The following is a 19,495-nucleotide window of genomic DNA, read 5'->3' on the forward strand; positions in this document are numbered from 1 at the left end:
TAATCTCATGTCTCACGTCTCAAATCTTACATCTATTTATATGAAAAAGCAATTCAAAACCAATGTCAAATGTGGCGCCTGTGTGGCCTCCATCACTCCCGAAATGGAAAAAATCGCTGCCGGTTTATGGCAGGTGGACCTGACAAGTCCGGACAGGATTCTCACTGTGGAAAGTGAGAAAGAATCAGCTGAGATCATCAAGGCACTTGAAAACGCCGGATACAAAGGAGAACTGCTTTGCTAAAACAATTGCCCTTCAAATTGCTTTTATTTCTTAGCTTTGCCGAAAATTTCCAATGATCAATTACCAACAATTTGTACTGGATAATGGCCTTCAGGTGCTCGTCCATGAGGACAAGAGTACCAAAATCGCTGTTTTAAACATCCTTTACAAAGTAGGCTCAAGGAATGAAGTAGCAGGAAAAACAGGCCTTGCGCATTATTTTGAGCACCTGATGTTTGGCAGCTCTAAGAATGTCCCTGTCTTTGACACCGAGTTGGAAAAAGTCGGGGGCTCATGCAATGCCTTCACCAATACGGACATCACCAATTTCTACATCACCCTTCCGGCGACTAATATTGAAACTGCCTTTTGGCTGGAATCTGACAGGATGCTACAGCTCAACCTCTCAGAAAAAACCATTGAAGCCCAGCGGAAGGTGGTGATCGAAGAGTTTAAGCAGCGGTACATCAACCAACCCTATGGAGATGTCCACCACCACATCCGGGGATTGGCATACGAAAGGCATCCTTACCAATGGCCCACCATTGGCAAAAACCTGGAGGACATCGTCAACTACCAAAAAGCGGATGTGGAAGAATTCTATTATACCCATTACCGTCCCGACAATGCAGTGTTGGTCGTGGCAGGAGATGTGACTTTGGAGCAGGTGAAAGTATTATCCGAAAAATGGTTTGGAGGCATTCCATCAGGTCAGATTCATATAAATTCTGTTTTGCAGGAATTGCCTCAGGATAAAAAGAAGACAAAGACCGTAGAGGCAGATGTACCGACTGATGCTTTGTATAAGGTCTACCATATGCCGGGAAAATTGCAGGACGGCTATCTTGAATCTGATTTGATTACAGACATCCTTGGGTTTGGCCGCTCTTCAATTCTGGAGCAGCAATTGGTCAAAAACGGAAATTTGTTTGCTTCCATCGGAGCTTATATCTTCGGTACGGTGGATCCGGGATTGTTGGTTTTTTCAGGCAAAATGGAAAAAGGCCAACCTGCAGAACTGGCTGAAAAGGCTTTGGATGAAGTCGTGGCTACCTTTCTCGGTTCTACAGTTTCTGAAAACACCCTGACCAAAATCAAAAATCAGGCAGAGGCTATGAAAACCTATGAATCTGTTCAACTGCTGAACAGGGCCATGAGTCTGGCGTATAATGCCCACCTCGGCAACCCTGATTACCAACAATTGGAATACGAAAAGAAAATCAAAATCCCTTCGGAGGAAATAATAAAGCAAGCAAATAAAATCCTTGTAGAAGAAAACTCTTCCGTCGTCTATTACAAAGCTAAAAATTGAATAACCTAGCCTTTGTCTCTTGTCTCTTGTCTCAAATCTCATGTCTAGTAAAATATGACAAATTTCAGAATCGGCTTCGGCTATGACGTACACCAACTCCAGGAAGGCTATGAATTTTGGCTCGGAGGCATCAAATTGGAACATGAAAAAGGAGCCGTAGGGCACTCAGATGCAGATGTATTGATCCATGTGATCTGTGATGCACTTTTGGGTGCTGCCAATTTAAGGGATATCGGATATCATTTTTCAGACAAAGATCCAAAATACAAAGGCATCGACAGCAAAATCCTCCTCCGGGAAGTAATGCAGCTGATCAGACAAGAAGGCTATGAAATCGGAAATATCGATTCTACGGTCTGTCTTCAGATTCCAAAACTGAATCCACATATTCCATCGATGAAAGCATGCCTTGCTGAGGTGATGGGCACTGAGATTTCCAATATCTCGATCAAAGCCACCACCACCGAACAATTGGGTTTTGTGGGAAGGCAGGAGGGTATCTCTGCCTATTGCGTAGTGCTGATCCATAAAGTCTAAAGTATGGGAAGAGAAGTCAAAATCATCACTACTGAGGATGGGTCACATTCCTTATATCTTCCCGAACTGAAGGAATCCTACCATTCTTTCCACGGCGCATATCGGGAATCTATCCACGTTTTTATGCTCTACGGGCTCGAGGCATGGTTCATGCGCAATCCAGACAGATTTCCCATCAGGATTTTTGAAGTAGGATTCGGCACCGGACTGAATGCCTGGCTGACACTCGTGTGGGCTGAGCAATACAAAGTACCCGTCCTTTACCATACGATAGAACCCTTTCCATTGCCAAAGGAAATCTATGATCAGCTGAACTATACTGAAGTAGATACCTCTATTTACCATTATGCCCATTTTTTCAAGAAACTCCACCAATCTCCCTGGGATCAGGGGCTGGTCTATTCTGAGTATTTTAATATGAAAAAGGATCAGACCACTTTGGAAGAAGCCGTCTTATACCCTTCAGACATTGTTTTTTATGATGCTTTTGCACCCAAAAAACAGCCTGAGCTCTGGACAAAAGAAATTTTGGAAAAAGTCACAGACACTATGAATCCGGGAGGAGTATTTGTCACCTACAGTGCAACAGGAAAATTGAAAAGAACCCTTCAGGAACTGGGATTGATTGTAGAAACGCTTCCCGGGCCTCCCGGAAAAAACGAAATGGTCAGAGGGACTAAGGGTTAGGAGGTTGGAGGTTGGGAAGGTGGGAAGTAGGGAGGGTTGGAAGTAAGGAGGTCGGGAGGTTAGGAAGTTAGGGAGATTGGAAAGTTAGAAGGTCAAAAGGTTTTAAAGTTAAAAGTCCTGTTTTTACAAATCCCTGCCTCCTGTTACTGAAAAACTGATTACTACCCACTGAAAACTGCCAACTGATCACTGAAAACTGCCTACTGCTACCGCAAACTGATCACTCCTCCTCTTTTATCCCTTCATCCTTCTTCTTGTTTTTTGGATCTTTTTTGGGTTTTACCGGTGCTGCCTGTCCAAGGCCAAGACTTCCCTTCAAGCCACTGAAGGTTGTTTTCCACCAATAATTGAATATAAATTTCTCCTTGTCCCTTTCTTGATAAATCTTCCCTTCTATCGGATTTCTCAGGTATCTCCTTGGATTATTTGCCCTTAAAGCAAAGGAATTCAAAACAAAAGTCAGGATTGCATCCCTGCCTTTTGCATGTTCGAGGGTGCGGTGATCTAACAAGATCACGTGCAGATCAGAGTATAGAAATGCCATTTGTCCCACTGCTTTATCGTTATCAGCCACAAATGACCAGTCTGCACCATTGACTGTTCCCCTTTTGATATTTACAAATGCATTGGTCTCCAAAATAGAATTCAGTGTCCTCATGTCAAATTCTCCCAGTTGGGCATTGATCCTCATAGGATATGGATCCTGAAAAAACAAATGACCCTGCAGATTCAAGTCTGCTACTCCGTTCAGCTTGGTTGTGGCAATTAAAAACGATTCTACCAAAGGATAAGGATTTTCACTTTTGGATAAGTGGAATGGGTACAAACCGGCGTTGATATCCGTAAATAAAAGCTCTCCGGGAACCATTCCTTTTTCAAAAAACTCGGAATATCTGATGGTGGCATTTTGAATAACGAAAGTGTCCAATCTCAATTCGATACCCGAATTCCTCATCAATTCTTGAGGCATGGGTCGATACACTCCTGTTTCCCTCGGATATCTTTTGTCCCTAAACATGACGGCATCAATGTCAGAAACTTTAAGAGATTTTGCGGCCAAGACCTCATGTTCAAGAAACCTATCGTAATCCGGCTTGTCCAAAACCAACAGGGGAACATGGATATTCATCACATCGGTCTGTTTTCCAAGGATCCTTCCGTATTGGTACCTTCCGAACCGGGGAGAGTAATTCAGGTCACTGACCCTTATCTCATGGTTATTGATTGAAATCAGGCCAATAGCGACTTTGTTAAGGCTATCCTTCATGAGGATTTCATAATTGGGAATAGAAAATTTAAACTCTTGGTTCAGCAACGCATTCCTATCCAATTTGTCAAGGTTTTTTAAATCAATTTTCGTCCCAAAAACTTCAAAATTTACACCGTTGAAAAGTTGGGGCTTTTTGGACCCATCTTTGTCAAATATTGAAAAATTACCTTCCACAATTTCAAAGTCATCAACCTGAAAAAACTCAAACCATTCCCGGTTTGACTCTTTATGTTGTTTTTCTTTTTTGGGAATCTTCACTTCATCCAAAAACACTTCTAGATCCGGCCTATACAACCTGAGCTGCTTGAGCCAAAGATCTTTGCTTGCCTGCATTTCTATCAAAGAATTTACCTTGATCAGGATCGTCGGTATGTGCCCGGAAAAAACAGGCAATCCAGGTTTGCCTCCCAAGCTTCTTGGAATCACCCTGAAATTATTGACAAGAACCCCATCGTATTTGGTGTCAAGTTCAACTTTGGAAAAAGTCACCTGATGCACACTGTCATTTAGGGTCAACCAAAATTCGTCCAGCTCCAAAGTAATCCCATCAAAAAATCCTGCTATTTCACCTTTTTGGATATTTGCCGAGTCAAGTAAAAAGTCAAATACGTTCAAATTTATTTGTGTATTGATCAGTTCGCGCTGTGTGCCTTGTTCTTTAAATCCCAAACTGAATTTAGCATCGATAGTCTCAATGGTATCAATGGCAACATTTCCTATGTTTTTTGGAAGGGTTCTGTCTTTTCTAGCTTTCTTTAGGGTTCCTTGGCTTCCTCCCTCCTGCCAATCTTTGTCTATTAGAAGCTCAACTGAAGATCCCATAAGCCCAACTTTCTGCAAGCTAAGCGTATTGTCAAAAAGAAATGCTTCCAAATCAACCCCCCTAAAGGAAAGTATTGGAATTGTGGCGGTCACTTTGGTCTTATCTGAAAAATTCCTGTTAGGACTTAACTTGACGTTTCTAGTGATGATCTCTTCTCTAGATGTATTGAAATTGATACCATCGGCCTGAATGGTATATTTTCCATTGCCGATATTGAATACATAATTGCTGAGGTTCAGATCAAGTTCCTCCGAAAAAAATGAGTTGATTCGGTCAGTCACAGTAGCTTCGTTTATGAAAAAATTCTTGACTGAAACAGTTACATTTTCCTCTGTAAAACTTCTTGTTTTGTCTGCAATAAAATTCTGATAATTCAGTTTTGCATTCTTGACATTGATCGAATCCACTTGTATTTCAGAAAAATAATTGGTCAAAAGCTCCGAAATCTCCCCTCTTTTCAACTCATTTTCTGTTCCGTCCTCGATTTTTTGTTTGTACCGATACAAACTGATATCAGGGGAAGGAACCAAAATCTCATTAATTCTTAAAATTCCGTCAAAGTAAGCTTTAGGGATATTCACTCCTTTGGCCATAAATTTTGGCACATAAATATCCAATGTGGTGCTCTTACCATACCTATCAAGGGTCTGTTGGATCTGCGCCTTATAAAGTGGACGGATAGCAAAACCGTCAATTTCTATTAAATACTTCTTGGTATCGAGAAAAATCCTATCTGCCTTAAATATATGCAGGTTATCCGCAAGCTTGAGGGCATAATCTTTAATTTCAAGCTGAAGGTTTTCAGCCAAAAACACCTCTTTGGAATCTGCATTCTCAGTTTTGTCGTCCAATTCAAAGTTCTCTAAAACCAGATTTATTCTGCCAAAGGAAAGACTGTCCTGTCTAATCCTTACCCTATTATCCAGGATGAGGGAACCCTGACGGATTTCAAATCTTTCAACATAAATTCCATTAAGGTATTCGCTATAAATCTCCTTAATGTCAAGTTTAGACTCTTTTTCCTTGCCGCCCTGAATATTTTTGAGCAAAATTTCAGGTTCATCGAGGATCACTTCTTTCAAGTCCACAATCCCAAGATTATAGACCTTTTTGAGGTTGGCCTCTGTGATGACCAATCCGGAAACATCGATATCGAGATGGGCTTTTTGGCCATCAAGCTCTAGTCCCTCTATAGGATAAAGCTTAAACCCATCAATCTCTATTTTATCGTCAAAAGAAGAAAGTCGAACAAAATCCCCTTTCAATCTGTGGATGCTGTCATTTAATGCAAACTCTACCATGTGAATTTCCACAGAAGCATTATCTGCATAGAAAAACTGATTTTTCTTTTTGGACTCATCAGAACCGATGTAAAAGTCTTCCATTTTAAAATCAATTCGGTCTGTTTTGATCATATAGGTATCCTTGGAATCGGCAAGACGTTTTCCAAACTTCCCTTCCTCAATTTCAAAATCATGGATTTGAATAGACTCTAAGAAACCCTCGACCAAGTCATATAAATCAAAAGGCTCAGTACCCCTGTCTTTTTTCAAAACCTCCTTTGTATAAAGATTAAATTCAGGGTTCTCGATTTTCAGTTCTCCAACAGTGACTTCAGAGGTATAAAACACCCTGTTGATATCTGCATCTTTTAATAAAAGTTCTTCTAGATCAAGTTGGAAATAAGTATTGGCGGGTTTGCTAAAATCAGGGATTATTTTGACCTTTTTTGCATCTATGAATTGTTTGAGCGAAGATACATTCACTGTCTCGGCTTGGATTGTATGAATGCTGTCAGCGAGTAAAACTTCGAAATTGTCAAATCCGAATGAAAATCCTTTAGCATTGAACGGGGTCTCCGGGTTTCTTTGCTGCAACAGCTGAATATCTTCCAAAAGGAGTCTTGTGTTTTCGGCTTTAATGGCTTTTTGGGAAATAAAATTTTTCAACAATAGATCCGCCTCGTCTATTTTAAGTTTGTTGATCCGGATTTCCTTAACCTGCGACCCAAGAAAAGATTTTTTGATTTCTTCCTGCAGGATTAAAATAGGAGAAATATCAGGTTTTGAAACCTCAATAGTATCTTTTAAAACAAGTTTAAAATCTACATCAGGATTGACAAGTTCTATGCTCCCAATAACAAATTCTTTTCTAAAAAAACGGTAATTGAGACCCGTAATATGGATATCCGGAATAGAAATTCGATAATACGGCGTGTTCCCAAGATCTTGAAATTGGTTCTCTACAGGGTTCAGCTTCAATCCTTTGAATGTAATCCCCCTCTGTAAAAAAAGGATATGAAACTCTTCAAAATCAATTTCATACTTATTCCCAGAAGCTACATTTACTTTTTCTTTAAGAAAATTTCGAAGTAAAAAATCAGATCCAAAATAAAAAACTAACTGCAATGAAAACAAAACCAAGATAGTAATACCGCCTAACTTCAGGTACTTTCTTTTTTTCTTAGATTTAAGAGTTTGTTGATTTTGATTTTCTTCCATAAAGCTTAATCCGCTACTAAAAGTAATACAAAAGAGGCGGAAAATTTACTGCCATCAACTTAGATTTTGATTTCAGAATTTGGAGTAGACTGTCAACCGGAAAACATTTAAAAATTACAGATGAAAACAAGGTAAAGTAACCAAAGAATTGCAAAATCTTTCTTACCCTTTCATTAAAGTGTCAAAAAAATAATGTCGATTTTCTCAAAAAAAAGAGACAATCCGATCTTGGCTGACCAATTCCGATTGTCTCAATAGTAAAATAACCCAAATATAAATAAAGCTGTAGGAGAAGGATTCGAACCTCCACGGAGAAGTTAGGCAACAAAAGAGCTCTTTGTGTGCTTTGTCCAATCCTGATATTTTTCAGGTACTCCACCCCCGAGACAGGAGGGCATGTCTGCCAGTTTCAACATCCTACAATGTGTGTATTTTCAAAGCCTTCTGCTTTGTAGCGGGTCAAAATTAACAAACCGAGTCATTTATTAAAATTATTTTAAATAAAAGTAGTTATTTTTACACTTTATTTAAATTTAGTAATTTTTTTTTACCACATACATAATAAGATCAGGGATTTTTCGGTTTTATTGACAAATCTTTAATGACCATTTATATCCTTAATGATCATGATTTTAAAAAAAACATAATATATGGCTGCATTCGAAATGCATTATCTTAAATTTTTCATTTTAAGATAATCCAAAAAAGTAATTTCCCTTAAACCATAAATCTCCCAACAAAAGAGTGAAAAAATAATCCGGCAATTTCTGCTACCCTTTTTTAGGAAAATAAAATTTGGGAAAGGGAAACATTTAGGAAAAAGACGAAAAACCAAAAGCCCATAAAATCAAAAAAGCTGTGAAACAAAATCTCACAGCTTTAGTCAATTAACAATAAACCCAAAATAACCAGATGTAGGAGAAGGACTCGAACCTTCGGGGTAATCCCCACCACTTTTTCAATCCTACAGTTCAGTTGGCATTTTCACCAATTGATTACTCGACAAAAGTAACACCTTATCTGATTCTTTAATAATATTATAAATATTTAGCTAAAAATTTACAGTATTTTTATTTTAAGAGATATTTTTTGAATTAACCTCATTCTACATCGATTGCGGAAAGCCCTTTTTTAGATACTTGATAATTGGTTTTGGGTTTCCTGAGGCAGAATTATAAATTTTTAGAGTAAATACCCGCCACTTTTATAAATTTTTTGTTCATCAATAGACAAATTGCTTTCTCTAATTTCAGAAAAATTGAAGAAATAAGTTCTTTTCAAGCCGAAATGGAATTGATTTTTCAAAAATACACAATTTAAAAACCAATCACTTACAGGTACTTAGCCAAAAATTGGGTTTTAAACCTCCTGGTTATTCTTCATATTTGACATAGTTCTCCCATTTTTCAAGAACAGCCGCAAAATCACCCGGAAGCGGGGTTTCGAAATAAATCCTGTTTTTTGTTATCGGATGGATAAATCCCAAGGACATCGCATGCAAGGCCTGTCTTGGCATGAGGTCAAAGCAATTTTGGATAAACATTTTGTATTTTGAAAACTGTGTCCCTTTTCGGATTTTGTCCCCTCCATACATGGCATCGTTGAACAAAGGATGGCCAAGGTACTTCATATGGGCACGGATTTGATGGGTACGGCCTGTTTCCAGGTTGCATTGCACCAAGGTCACGTACCGCAACCTTTTGATCACCTTCCAATGCGTCACTGCATGCTTGCCCTGCGAACCGTCAGGAAAAGTATCCATTACTTTTCGGTCTTTGGCACTTCTACCCACATTGGCAATGATCGTCCCTTGGTCCTCTACAGGTTCTCCCCAAACCAAAGCCAGGTAAGTCCTGTCAATATCATGGTTAAAAAACTGCTTGGCCAGGTCTGTCATGGTGGTTTCAGATTTGGCAATTACCAGCAATCCAGAAGTATCTTTATCTATCCGGTGTACCAATCCCGGCCTACCTGAATTTCCTGGCATGGTAGGAAGTTGGTTGAAATGGTACACCAAGGCGTTGACCAAAGTACCTGTCCAATTGCCATGTGCCGGATGGACGACCATCCCCGGAGGTTTATTGACAATCATCAGGTACTCATCTTCGAATACAATGTCCAAAGGAATATTCTCAGGAATAACCTCAGTGTCCCTGGGCGGTTTTTCAAGAAAAACCTTGATTTCATCCGAAGGTTTGACCTTATAATTTGCTTTGGTAGGCTTGCCATTGATCTGAACAAAACCTGCGTCTATCGCATTCTGAACCCTGTTTCGGGTGGCATTTGGCAACCTGTCAGTTAAAAATTTATCGACCCGAGTCGGAGTCTGTCCTTTGTCAATCGTAAAACTAAAGTGCTCAAAGAGTTCTACATCCAACTCTTCCTCATCAAAATTATCCTGATCCATCATGTCTGCCATCCTGCAAAAATAAGGGCATTTGCCAAAGATTTGGTTATTTGCAGGAATATTGAAAAAACATTGCTTCTCCCAAATCATATATCAACCCAGGAAATCCATCTTCCTCTTTTGGAGGAAAAAGGAATCAGGCTTTCAATCAAGAGATTGGATCGAGTCCATGACCTTGTATCCGGAAATAAATTCTACAAGCTTAAATACAACCTTGAGGAAGCCAAAAAGTCAGGATTTTCCTCCTTGCTGACTTTCGGAGGAACATTTTCCAACCATATCTATGCCACTGCCGCAGCAGCAAGAATTGAAGGATTCAAGTCAATTGGAATCATCAGAGGCGAAGAAACAATCACTTTGAACCCAACCCTATCTTTTGCAAAATCGGAAGGAATGCGATTGGTTTTTATCAGCCGGGAGGATTATAGAAAAAAGGCAGAGGATTCATTTATTGAAAAACTGAAAGAAAAATTCGGGGTTTTTTATCTGATCCCCGAGGGAGGAACAAATGAATTGGCTATAAAAGGAACAAAAGAAATCCTAGGAAAAGAAGATAAAGAAATTACCCATATTGGTTGTTCCGTCGGTACAGGGGGAACTTTTGCAGGTTTGGCCGAAAGCATTCATTCTAACCAACAATTGCTAGGATTTTCTTCTTTGAAAGGGGATTTTATCCATTCTGAAATCAATCACTTGCTTGAAGAAAACAAGATCCGTCCTAATGGGAAGTACCGGATTTTTGACAATTATCACTTTGGCGGATATGGAAAGTCAGGGACTCCACTGCTTGATTTTATAGGATGGTTTCATTCCCAAACCCGAATTCCTTTGGACCCTATCTATACCGGAAAAATGATGTTTGGGATTTTTGACCTGATCAAAAACGATTTTTTCGAAAAAGGATCCCATATTTTAGCTATCCATTCAGGTGGCTTACAAGGGATCGCAGGATTCAACCAACGATTGGGCACTTCCTTGCCCCTATGATTCCTTGAGTACATAAAAGTCCTCTTTTTCTTGGGGCACGATTTTGATGACATTGGCCAATACTAACCTTACCAATGTTTTTGAGGCTAAAAACTTTGGCAGTTTGGCCAAAAACTGAAATTCTTTGAGGGTGATTTTACCGTTTTCCCCAAGGGATTTCATCAGGATATTCTCCTTTTCCCCATAAGTAAAAACAATATCTTTTGGGTTTTTGCCTCTTTTCAATATCTCCCACATTTCTTTGCTTGCCTGGATACTGCGGTCTTTGACCCTGACAAAGGCCTTTCTTCTATTTTCCTCCATCAAAAAATGGGGTCGCTCAGTCGATTTTGGGATTGAAAAAACCGCTATTCCCTTTTTTGGTGTGAGCTTGATGATTTCCACTTGGTACTCCAGCTTGGGCTGAATATGTTGCCCGATGGCTTTTTGCATCACAAAAACCTCTTCCTCAATAAACCGCTGTCCACTCACAGTCCCGTCATCATCCACCCCGATCAACAAATAACCGCCTTCCGTATTGGCCAAAGCGATGATCTCCCTGACGATTTTTTCAGGAAAAGCAGCTTTTTTCTTGAATTCAACCTTCAAGCCTTCCCCTAGTTGGGCGATTCTATGAATTTCTTGAAGGGTCATTTTGGAGGGATGAAGTTAGAGGGTAGAAGTATGAGGTGAATGGTTGTGGGGTTTTTGTGGTTGTAATTGTTGTAGTGGTTGTTATTGTTGTAATTGTTGTCTGCTGCGCGTTGTATGGTTGTCAAGTTATAGGGATACCCCGATCTTGGTACTTAGTACATCGTACTTGGTTCTAAAAACGGTCTTTTGGTCCCTAGGCAGGGTCGAAGGGCTCGGTTCCTGAGCATAGTCGAAGGGCTCGCTTCTCCCTTAGACACCTCTTTTCAAATCTTCCAGTCTATTTTTCATACCCTGCCATTCATCTCTCAGTCGGGCAGCTTCCATAAAGTTGAGTTCTTTGGCGGCTTTTTCCATTTGCTTCTGCGTTTGGCTGATAAGTTTTTCAAGTTTGTCCTTACTGAGATATTGGACTAGCGGATCGGCTGCGACCAATGAAGGAGAATCGATGGATTCTTCGTATAGTTTGGCGTTTCTCTTGTTGTCCGCAACCGTGGTTTGCCCCATGATTTTTTCCTTGGACTTCTTAATGGTCTTTGGTACAATCCCGTGTTCAAGGTTATAAGCAATCTGAAGACTTCTTCTCCTTTTGGTCTCATCGATGGCAAGCTGCATGGAGGCGGTCACCTTGTCCGCGTACATGATCACTTTCCCGTTTTCATTCCTTGCCGCCCTTCCGATAGTCTGTACCAAACTCCTTTCATTCCTTAGAAATCCCTCTTTGTCCGCGTCCAAAATCGCCACCAAAGAAACCTCAGGCAAATCCAACCCTTCTCTGAGGAGGTTCACTCCTACCAACACATCAAAAACACCAAGCCTGAGTTCCCTCAATATTTCCACCCGGTCCAATGGTTTGACTTCGGAGTGGATATAGCGGCTGTTTACTCCTGCCCTTTCGAGAAACTTCTGCAGTTCTTCGGCCATTCTTTTAGTCAAAGTAGTCACCAAAACCCGGTCGCCGGCTTTGATCCGTTCATCTATTTCTTCCAACAAATCATCGATCTGATTGGCACTTGGCTTCACTTCAATGATCGGATCCAACAAACCTGTGGGACGGATGATCTGCTCGACCACGATTCCTTCTGTTTTGTTCAACTCATAATCCGCCGGCGTGGCACTGACATATATAGCTTGGTTGATGAGGCTTTCAAATTCATCAAAATTCAAAGGCCTGTTGTCTAATGCTGATGGTAACCTGAATCCATACTCCACGAGGTTGACTTTCCTGGAGCGGTCTCCTCCCCACATTCCCCTGACCTGGGGCAAAGTGACGTGGCTTTCGTCCACTACCAACATGTAATCATCAGGGAAATAATCAAGGAGACAGAAGGGTCTTGTCCCAGGTTTTCTTCGGTCAAAGTATCTGGAGTAGTTTTCCACTCCCGAGCAATAACCCAGTTCACGGATCATCTCCAGGTCAAATTCCGTCCTTTCTTTGAGTCTCTTGGCTTCAATCAGCTTCATATCACGCTCAAAAAAAGCCACTTGGGCCATCATGTCATCCTGGATCTCGTGGATGGCAGTATCAATCACATCCCTTCCTGTGACAAAAAGATTGGCCGGAAATATGGAAATGATCTTTTCATCTGAAAGCTTCTTTCCTGTCGCCGGATCAATTCTTTGGATGGCTTCAATCTCGTCTCCCCAAAAGAAAATCCTGTAAGCAAAATCCGCATAAGCAACAAAAATATCCACAGTGTCACCTTTTACCCTGAAGTTACCGTGGCTGAGGTCTTGATTGACGCGGCTGTAAAGTATGTCCACCAATTTGAAGAGCAACTGATTCCTCGGAATCCGGTCGCCTTCCTGCAGTCGGATGACGTTTTTCCCAAATTCTTCCGGGTTTCCGATACCATATATGCAAGAAACCGAGGCCACTACGATGACATCCCTTCTTCCCGACAACAAGGCCGATGTAGCACTCAATCTTAATTTTTCTATCTCTTCATTGATCGAAAGGTCCTTTTCGATATAAGTTCCACTGGTAGGGATAAATGCCTCAGGCTGGTAGTAATCATAGTAGGAAATGAAGTATTCCACTGCATTCTCAGGAAAAAACTGCTTGAATTCCCCATACAGCTGTGCGGCCAAAGTCTTATTATGACTCAGCACCAAGGTTGGTTTCTGCACCTGTTGGATAACATTGGCTACAGTAAAAGTCTTCCCTGAACCTGTCACACCGAGCAAAACCTGCGATTGTTCACCGGCATTGACACCCTCGGTCAACAATTTGATCGCCTGGGGTTGGTCGCCGGTTGGTTTGTATTCCGAAACTAATTTGAATTCCATTTGATCTCAATTGAAGGATGGTAACAAGTTTCAGGTGGTAAATAGTTTTGATTTCTGAAATTTTATCCTTTCAGAATCGGTTTAAATTTGTCCAAGTTATAATACAGGAAATTGGTTCGGAGAATCAGGACCAACAGCAAAGGCACAAGGCTCGGATGAAAAGACTGCCAGCCGAAGATCCAAAACACCAAACCAACATTTGCCGAAATCAGGGCAAAAAGCAAGTATTTTTTCACCCATGCAGGAATGGATTTTCTCAAAAGCATGATGGCCAAGATCAGGTGGCCTGGAAAAGCCCAAAGGATATTCCAGTTGTATTTGGTCTGGGAATGGAAAGTGAAAAACCAAAGCATGGTAATCAGCAATCCCAATAAGCCTAAAACAGTAAAGAAACCAACATCAAATCCGATGAAAAGTCGTTTTTTCTTAAAACCAAAATAAGTCAAGGCCATCACAAGTATGGCAAATACCCACCAAAGGATGTATGGGTTGAACAAGTCTATTTGGGATTCCTGTTCCGGAAACTCTAAGATTACTTTGTTTTCTTTGACTAACGGCCGTGTAGGACCATCACCGACGATCAAGGCTTTGCCAAAAGCCGATTCCATATAATCCGGTAGGAACTGTTTTTCCCTTTCAGAGGCATTGACATCGATTACCGAACCTAGGGCAAGGTCTATTCCAAAATCCGCCCAAGGCAATGGATACACATATTCATCGATCAGATTTCTGAAGGTTTTGCGTTCTGGATTTTGCTCTTCATTCCAGTCAAGCTGTTTTCCCAAAACCCTGTCCATTACATCTCTGATCCTCGTTGCGCAATTGTCATAGAAAAAATCGTAGCGGTAAAACCTGTTTTGTGGCTGATAATTGACCTGGAGAAATTGGACGAGTCTTTCAATCTGTTCGGGACTGAGATCCAAAACCTGCTCCCTGACATCCCTTTGGTAGTAATTATATTCTGTAATAAACCGCTCATATGTCGATACGCTCAGCATATAATCCAAAGTCCTTTGGGTGAATTTGACATAAAAATAAGGTGTATTGAAGTCGAAAGTCCCATAGTTGAATACCAGGTCCTGACCGGTTTGTCTCTCCAAAACCCGGATCGCACTGTGCCCAAAAGCAGAGTAGAGCTGGTCCCCCGGATCACAAGTCAAAAGACTTATTTGGTAATCCTGTGCGGACGCAAAAAAAATAGTCGAATAAATAAACGAATAAGTGAGTAAGAACTTTTTCAAATGAACAAGCATAAAACTAAATTTCATGGATAGGTCAAAACTTTTTCAAATATGGCTTTTTACAAACGTTATTCCGTCCTTGCCTTTTTAAATTCAATACGAATTTATAGGAATAATCTTGTAATCTGTTTTTTCACATTTGTAAATCCTTTCATCGCCCAGGGACAAATCGTCCTCGAACTCAATGATTACAAAAGTATTGCTTCCGGAGATTACAACAATCCCGCGGTTTGGGAGATTTGGGATGGGGGAACATGGATTGCTGCATCTTCAAAACCCAATCTCAACAACAATATTTTCATTGAGCAGGGACATGAAATCAGGCTGACAGGCAATGAAGAAGCAAAAAATGTTTATTTATTCAGTGCAGCTTTACCCGGTCGGAAACTGAATCTTCAGACTTTTGAATTGCAGGTGTATGGCGCATTGAGGGCGATGGAAAAATCCGGGTCCGATTTTATATTGAATAATGGGTCAAGTTTATTGACTGATTGGATATATCCGGAAACAGGTAAAATTGTGTTTAAAGGAACCTCACGAACAGTTGTCGATCGGGCTTCTTGGAGCGCCCAAAATTCAAACAGCAGGTATGTGGTGGTTTTCAATCCCAATCCCGGAGAAACATTGACTGTGAATTCCGCTTTTAAAGCCAATGCATTTATAGTCCTAAGCGGGACTCTTGTCCAGACAGTCAATACCATGGGGATTCCTGCCTGTTCTACTTTCTCGTTTAATAACCAAATAGCATTCAATGGAACGGGGCCTTATGGTGACTTTATAATAGAACCCGGTGCAACCTTCATTTCCAACTGCTCTGCTCCATTGGATCAAATTATCAGAAGATCTGCATCCATCACTGCGGGCTTATTCCAGGTAAAACCCGGAGCAAACTTGGTACTTTTTGGAAACGATCCTACCATGGATGCGGCAGAATTAAGGTTTGAAGGAAATGTGTATTACCGCTCCAATTCCGGAAACCAACGTTTGGTAAGGACTACTTTTGCAACTTCAGGAAATCCCAAAACCTACAATAACATCCTTTTTGAAAATACCTCCAACAAGCTATTGACCGATTCTCTGTTTTTGAATGGTGACTTTGCAAGGCTTACAGGCGGAAATATAGTAGAAGCACCCACTTTCCTGAGATTTCAAGGAACCGGAATTCAACAAGTCATCGGTTTTGATATCGATGTACAGCAATTGGAAGTCAATAAACCGACGGGAAGTTTGATTTTCTATTCAGATGTGAGGACCAAGGCCAACTTCATCATGAAAAACGGGCAAGTGGATTTCACGGGATTTGACCTTTATGTGAATACAGGGGGAGGCGGAGCTTTGACTTATGAAGGAGGAAAATGGCTCAATTTGAATCAGTTATACTATAACCAAATCCCTGCAACATTGACTTCCGACAATGCTACATTCCCATTTGAAGACTTGTACCAAGGTGGAATTAGAAAAGTGCAGCTTTTGGGCAATTCTCCGGGTGGAAATATTTCCGTCCGTTTCATAGAAATTCCCGGGAGCAATGATGACCCGATGTACGATGATTTGGATGGAACCCCGATTCTCTATCAACTGAACAGCTATTTTGAGTTTTCGGGAATGAGTCCAAGCACAAACCCCATTGAAATGAGAATATCGGCTGAAAATCTCGTGGTGGACGATGTGGACGACCTGAGAATCACCGGAAATGGAAACGCATCCAGTGGTAATCATTTGCCGGGATTGGACCCGACCTTGCTTTGGGCTAGAAGGGAATTAGAATATGGTCAGATCAACGGAAATCCATTTACTGTCGGTAGTTTTCGGATACTATCAGTTTTGCCTGTGACCTGGCTTGAGGTATCAGCAAAATGGAACAAACAAAACATTGATGTTTATTGGACTACCGCCAAGGAGTCAAATAACGAACGGTTTATCGTCCATCGCTCGATGGATGGCATTGGAAATTTTGAAATCATAGGAGAAGTTGACTCCAAAGGAGATAGTGATCAAATCCAGGAATACCGGTTTTCGTATTTCGAAAAAATGCGCGATGCCCAAACTTACTTTCAAATCGAACAGAGGGATTTCGATGGAAAAAGCTCTTTCAGCAAAGTATTTAGAACTGAAGGAAATCCAGAGAATAATACCCAAAAGGTAAATGTCTGGCCTAATCCTTATGAAAATGGCCAAATCCATTTCGTATTTCCGAAAGGGACCAACCAAGACAAAGTGCAAATTAGAATCTCGGATTTGAAAGGGCAACCACTCTATTTTGGCAATTTTTCCCAAGGCATGATGGAAGAATTGCTTGAAAAACTCAGTTCCGGAATGTACCTCATGGAGCTGATAACAAACGATAAGAAATATGTATTGAAGCTACTGAAGAAATAAATCCTGAATATTTGCCTTCTGTAAAATTATGAAGTGCTTCAAAAGCGCCTATTTCGATTAATTTTTTAACTTGTTGGTCAAACCCAACCGCAACCTATGACCATTTTATTTGTTTTCGTCAGCATCTTGGTTCTGATCTTATTTATCACTTGGCTGAAGCTTAATCCGTTTTTGGCTTTTTTGATTTCTTCTATTCTGGCAGGTTTCTTATTGGGAATTCCCCCTGAACAAATCGCAGGTTCCATCCAAAAAGGAATCGGCGGATTGCTCGGAGACTTGGTCATCGTCATCGTGATGGGTGCCATGTTGGGCAAGCTGGTAGCAGAAAGCGGTGCAGCACAAAGAATCGCCGATACGCTGATGTCCATCTTTGGGGTAAAAAACGTGACTTGGGCCATGATGGTCACAGGCTTGGTTGTTGGAATTCCTCTGTTTTACAATGTCGGCTTTGTATTGCTCGTTCCTTTGGTTTTTTCAGTTTCCTACAGGTACAAACTTCCCGCGGTCTATGTTGGCATTCCGATGCTGGCAGCACTTTCAGTTACCCACGGATTTTTACCACCTCATCCATCGCCTGCAGCATTGGTTGCTCAGTTTGGGGCCAATATGGGACTCACCTTGGCTTATGGATTGATCGTGGTTATTCCAACGATTATCATCGCCGGCCCACTCTTCGCTAAGTTTTTGAAGGGAATTGATTCAAAACCTTTACAAACCTTTCAGGCCAAACAAAGAGAAGAAGCGGATTTGCCTGGCACCTTCAACAGTTTCTTTTCGGCCCTTTTTCCTGTTTTCCTATTGGTAGGCACTACGGTAGTCAGCCTACAGATGTCACCTGACCACGTCCTGTTTCCCTATTTCAAATTTGTGGGCGATCCGGGAATGGTGATGTTGCTCTCCTTGTTGATAGCAACTTTCACTTTGGGTGTCAAAATGAAGTTTAAAATCCCTCAATTAATGGATATCTATGTCGTGGCTGCCAAAGACGTCGCCATGATTTTGTTGATCATTGCAGGGGCAGGGGCATTGAAGCAGGTTTTGATGGACTCAGGGGTCAGTCAGACTATCGCAGATTCACTTCAGGGATGGGATGTCCATCCGTTGATTTTGGCTTGGTCGATCACTGCCATCATCCGGGTATGCGTGGGTTCGGCGACTGTCGCAGGACTGACGACCGCAGGCATCATAGCACCCATGGTCAGTGGCGGAAATGTTGACCCAAATTTATTGGTATTGGCGATCGGCGCAGGGAGCTTGATGTTTTCCCATTTTAATGATGCAGGATTTTGGCTTTACAAAGAATACTTCAATGTCAGCGTCAAAGACACCATCAAATCCTGGTCTGTGATGGAAACAATCGTGGCGGTAGTTGGATTGGGAGGGGTTTTGATTTTGGATGTTTTTATTTGAAATGATATATGCTTCGCGATATTTAATTGATATATGCTTCGCGATATAAGATTGATATAAATGGATATAAAATTGATATATGGTGGATATTAGCTGCGCGATATTTAATTGATATTTGCTGCGCGATATTTAACTGACATAAAGTTGATATATGCTTCGCGATATAGGGTCTATATAAATGGATATATAATTGATATTGGTGGATATTGGCTGCGCGATATTTAATTGATATATGCTTCGCGATATAGGGTCGATATAAATGGATATATAATTGATATTGGTGGATATTGGCTGCGCGATATTTAACTGATATAAAGTTGATATATGCTTCGCGATATAGGGTCGATATAAATGGATATATAATTGATATTGGTGGATATTGGCTGCGCGATATTTAACTGATATAAAGTTGATATATGCTTCGCGATATAGGGTCGATATAAATGGATATATAATTGATATTGGTGGATATTGGCTGCGCGATATTTAAATGATATAAAGTTGATATATGCTGCACGATATAAATGGATATATAATTGATATTGGTGGATATTGGCTGCGCGATATTTAATTGATATATGCTGCGCGATATAGGGTCTATATAAATGGATATATAATTGATATTGGTGGATATTGGCTGCGCGATATTTAACTGATATAAAGTTGATATATGCTGCGCGATATAAATGGATATATAATTGATATTGGTGGATATTGGCTGCGCGATATTTAATTGATTTAAAGTTGATATATGCTTCGCGATATAGGGTCGATATAAATGGATATATAATTGATATTG

General features: G+C 40.7%; 12 protein-coding genes. 7 read left to right on the plus strand and 5 right to left on the minus strand.

Features of this window, described 5'->3' with window-relative positions:
- Positions 1-40: 40 nt before the first annotated feature.
- The 4 genes from MMU07_RS02980 to mnmC2 are packed head-to-tail and all read left to right on the plus strand — an operon-like array spanning position 41 to position 2,759.
- Positions 41-244 carry a heavy-metal-associated domain-containing protein gene (locus tag MMU07_RS02980; protein WP_241124349.1) on the plus strand — a complete coding sequence of 68 codons (204 nt, stop codon included), beginning with the start codon at positions 41-43 and terminating at the stop codon, positions 242-244.
- Between the two features lie 52 nt (positions 245-296).
- The gene (locus MMU07_RS02985) at positions 297-1,535 is read left to right on the plus strand and encodes a M16 family metallopeptidase (RefSeq protein ID WP_241124350.1); all 1,239 of its coding nucleotides are present in this window, start codon (positions 297-299) and stop codon (positions 1,533-1,535) included.
- Between the two features lie 54 nt (positions 1,536-1,589).
- Positions 1,590-2,072, plus strand: coding sequence for a 2-C-methyl-D-erythritol 2,4-cyclodiphosphate synthase (gene ispF / locus MMU07_RS02990; protein WP_241124351.1), 483 nt, complete (start codon positions 1,590-1,592; stop codon positions 2,070-2,072).
- Between the two features lie 3 nt (positions 2,073-2,075).
- Positions 2,076-2,759 carry a tRNA (5-methylaminomethyl-2-thiouridine)(34)-methyltransferase MnmC2 gene (gene mnmC2 / locus MMU07_RS02995; RefSeq protein ID WP_241124352.1) on the plus strand — a complete coding sequence of 228 codons (684 nt, stop codon included), beginning with the start codon at positions 2,076-2,078 and terminating at the stop codon, positions 2,757-2,759.
- A gap of 220 nt (positions 2,760-2,979) precedes the next feature.
- On the opposite strand, the gene MMU07_RS03000 is transcribed toward mnmC2, so the two are convergent.
- Positions 2,980-7,353, minus strand: a complete 4,374-nt coding sequence (locus MMU07_RS03000; RefSeq protein ID WP_241124353.1) for a hypothetical protein — start codon at positions 7,351-7,353, stop codon at positions 2,980-2,982.
- Between the two features lie 1,372 nt (positions 7,354-8,725).
- Positions 8,726-9,772 carry an RluA family pseudouridine synthase gene (locus MMU07_RS03005; protein ID WP_241124354.1) on the minus strand — a complete coding sequence of 349 codons (1,047 nt, stop codon included), beginning with the start codon at positions 9,770-9,772 and terminating at the stop codon, positions 8,726-8,728.
- Between MMU07_RS03005 and MMU07_RS03010 the strand changes: the two genes are divergently transcribed.
- On the plus strand, positions 9,707-10,747 hold the full coding sequence (locus MMU07_RS03010; protein WP_336246161.1) for a 1-aminocyclopropane-1-carboxylate deaminase/D-cysteine desulfhydrase: 1,041 nt from the start codon (positions 9,707-9,709) through the stop codon (positions 10,745-10,747). The genes MMU07_RS03005 and MMU07_RS03010 overlap by 66 nt on opposite strands.
- Here the strand turns inward: MMU07_RS03010 and MMU07_RS03015 are convergent.
- The 3 genes from MMU07_RS03015 to MMU07_RS03025 all read right to left on the minus strand — a co-directional run bounded on the left by MMU07_RS03015 (position 10,742) and on the right by MMU07_RS03025 (position 14,934).
- Positions 10,742-11,380, minus strand: a complete 639-nt coding sequence (locus MMU07_RS03015) for an AlbA family DNA-binding domain-containing protein (protein ID WP_241124355.1) — start codon at positions 11,378-11,380, stop codon at positions 10,742-10,744. The genes MMU07_RS03010 and MMU07_RS03015 overlap by 6 nt on opposite strands.
- A gap of 249 nt (positions 11,381-11,629) precedes the next feature.
- Positions 11,630-13,666 (minus strand): excinuclease ABC subunit UvrB, encoded by a 2,037-nt coding sequence (gene uvrB, locus MMU07_RS03020; RefSeq protein WP_241124356.1) that lies wholly within the window; start codon positions 13,664-13,666, stop codon positions 11,630-11,632.
- Positions 13,667-13,728: 62 nt separating this feature from the next.
- On the minus strand, positions 13,729-14,934 hold the full coding sequence (locus MMU07_RS03025; RefSeq protein WP_418884501.1) for an Lnb N-terminal periplasmic domain-containing protein: 1,206 nt from the start codon (positions 14,932-14,934) through the stop codon (positions 13,729-13,731).
- Positions 14,935-14,958: 24 nt separating this feature from the next.
- Between MMU07_RS03025 and MMU07_RS03030 the strand changes: the two genes are divergently transcribed.
- A complete protein-coding gene (locus tag MMU07_RS03030) occupies positions 14,959-17,286 on the plus strand; it encodes a T9SS type A sorting domain-containing protein (protein WP_241124357.1) in 2,328 nt (775 codons plus the stop codon).
- A 96-nt stretch (positions 17,287-17,382) separates the two neighbouring features.
- A complete protein-coding gene (locus tag MMU07_RS03035) occupies positions 17,383-18,696 on the plus strand; it encodes a gluconate:H+ symporter (RefSeq protein ID WP_241124358.1) in 1,314 nt (437 codons plus the stop codon).
- The last annotated feature ends 799 nt before the right edge of the window (positions 18,697-19,495 follow it).

This window comes from Cognataquiflexum nitidum (genome assembly GCF_022538055.1).
GTDB lineage: Bacteria > Bacteroidota > Bacteroidia > Cytophagales > Cyclobacteriaceae > Cognataquiflexum > Cognataquiflexum nitidum.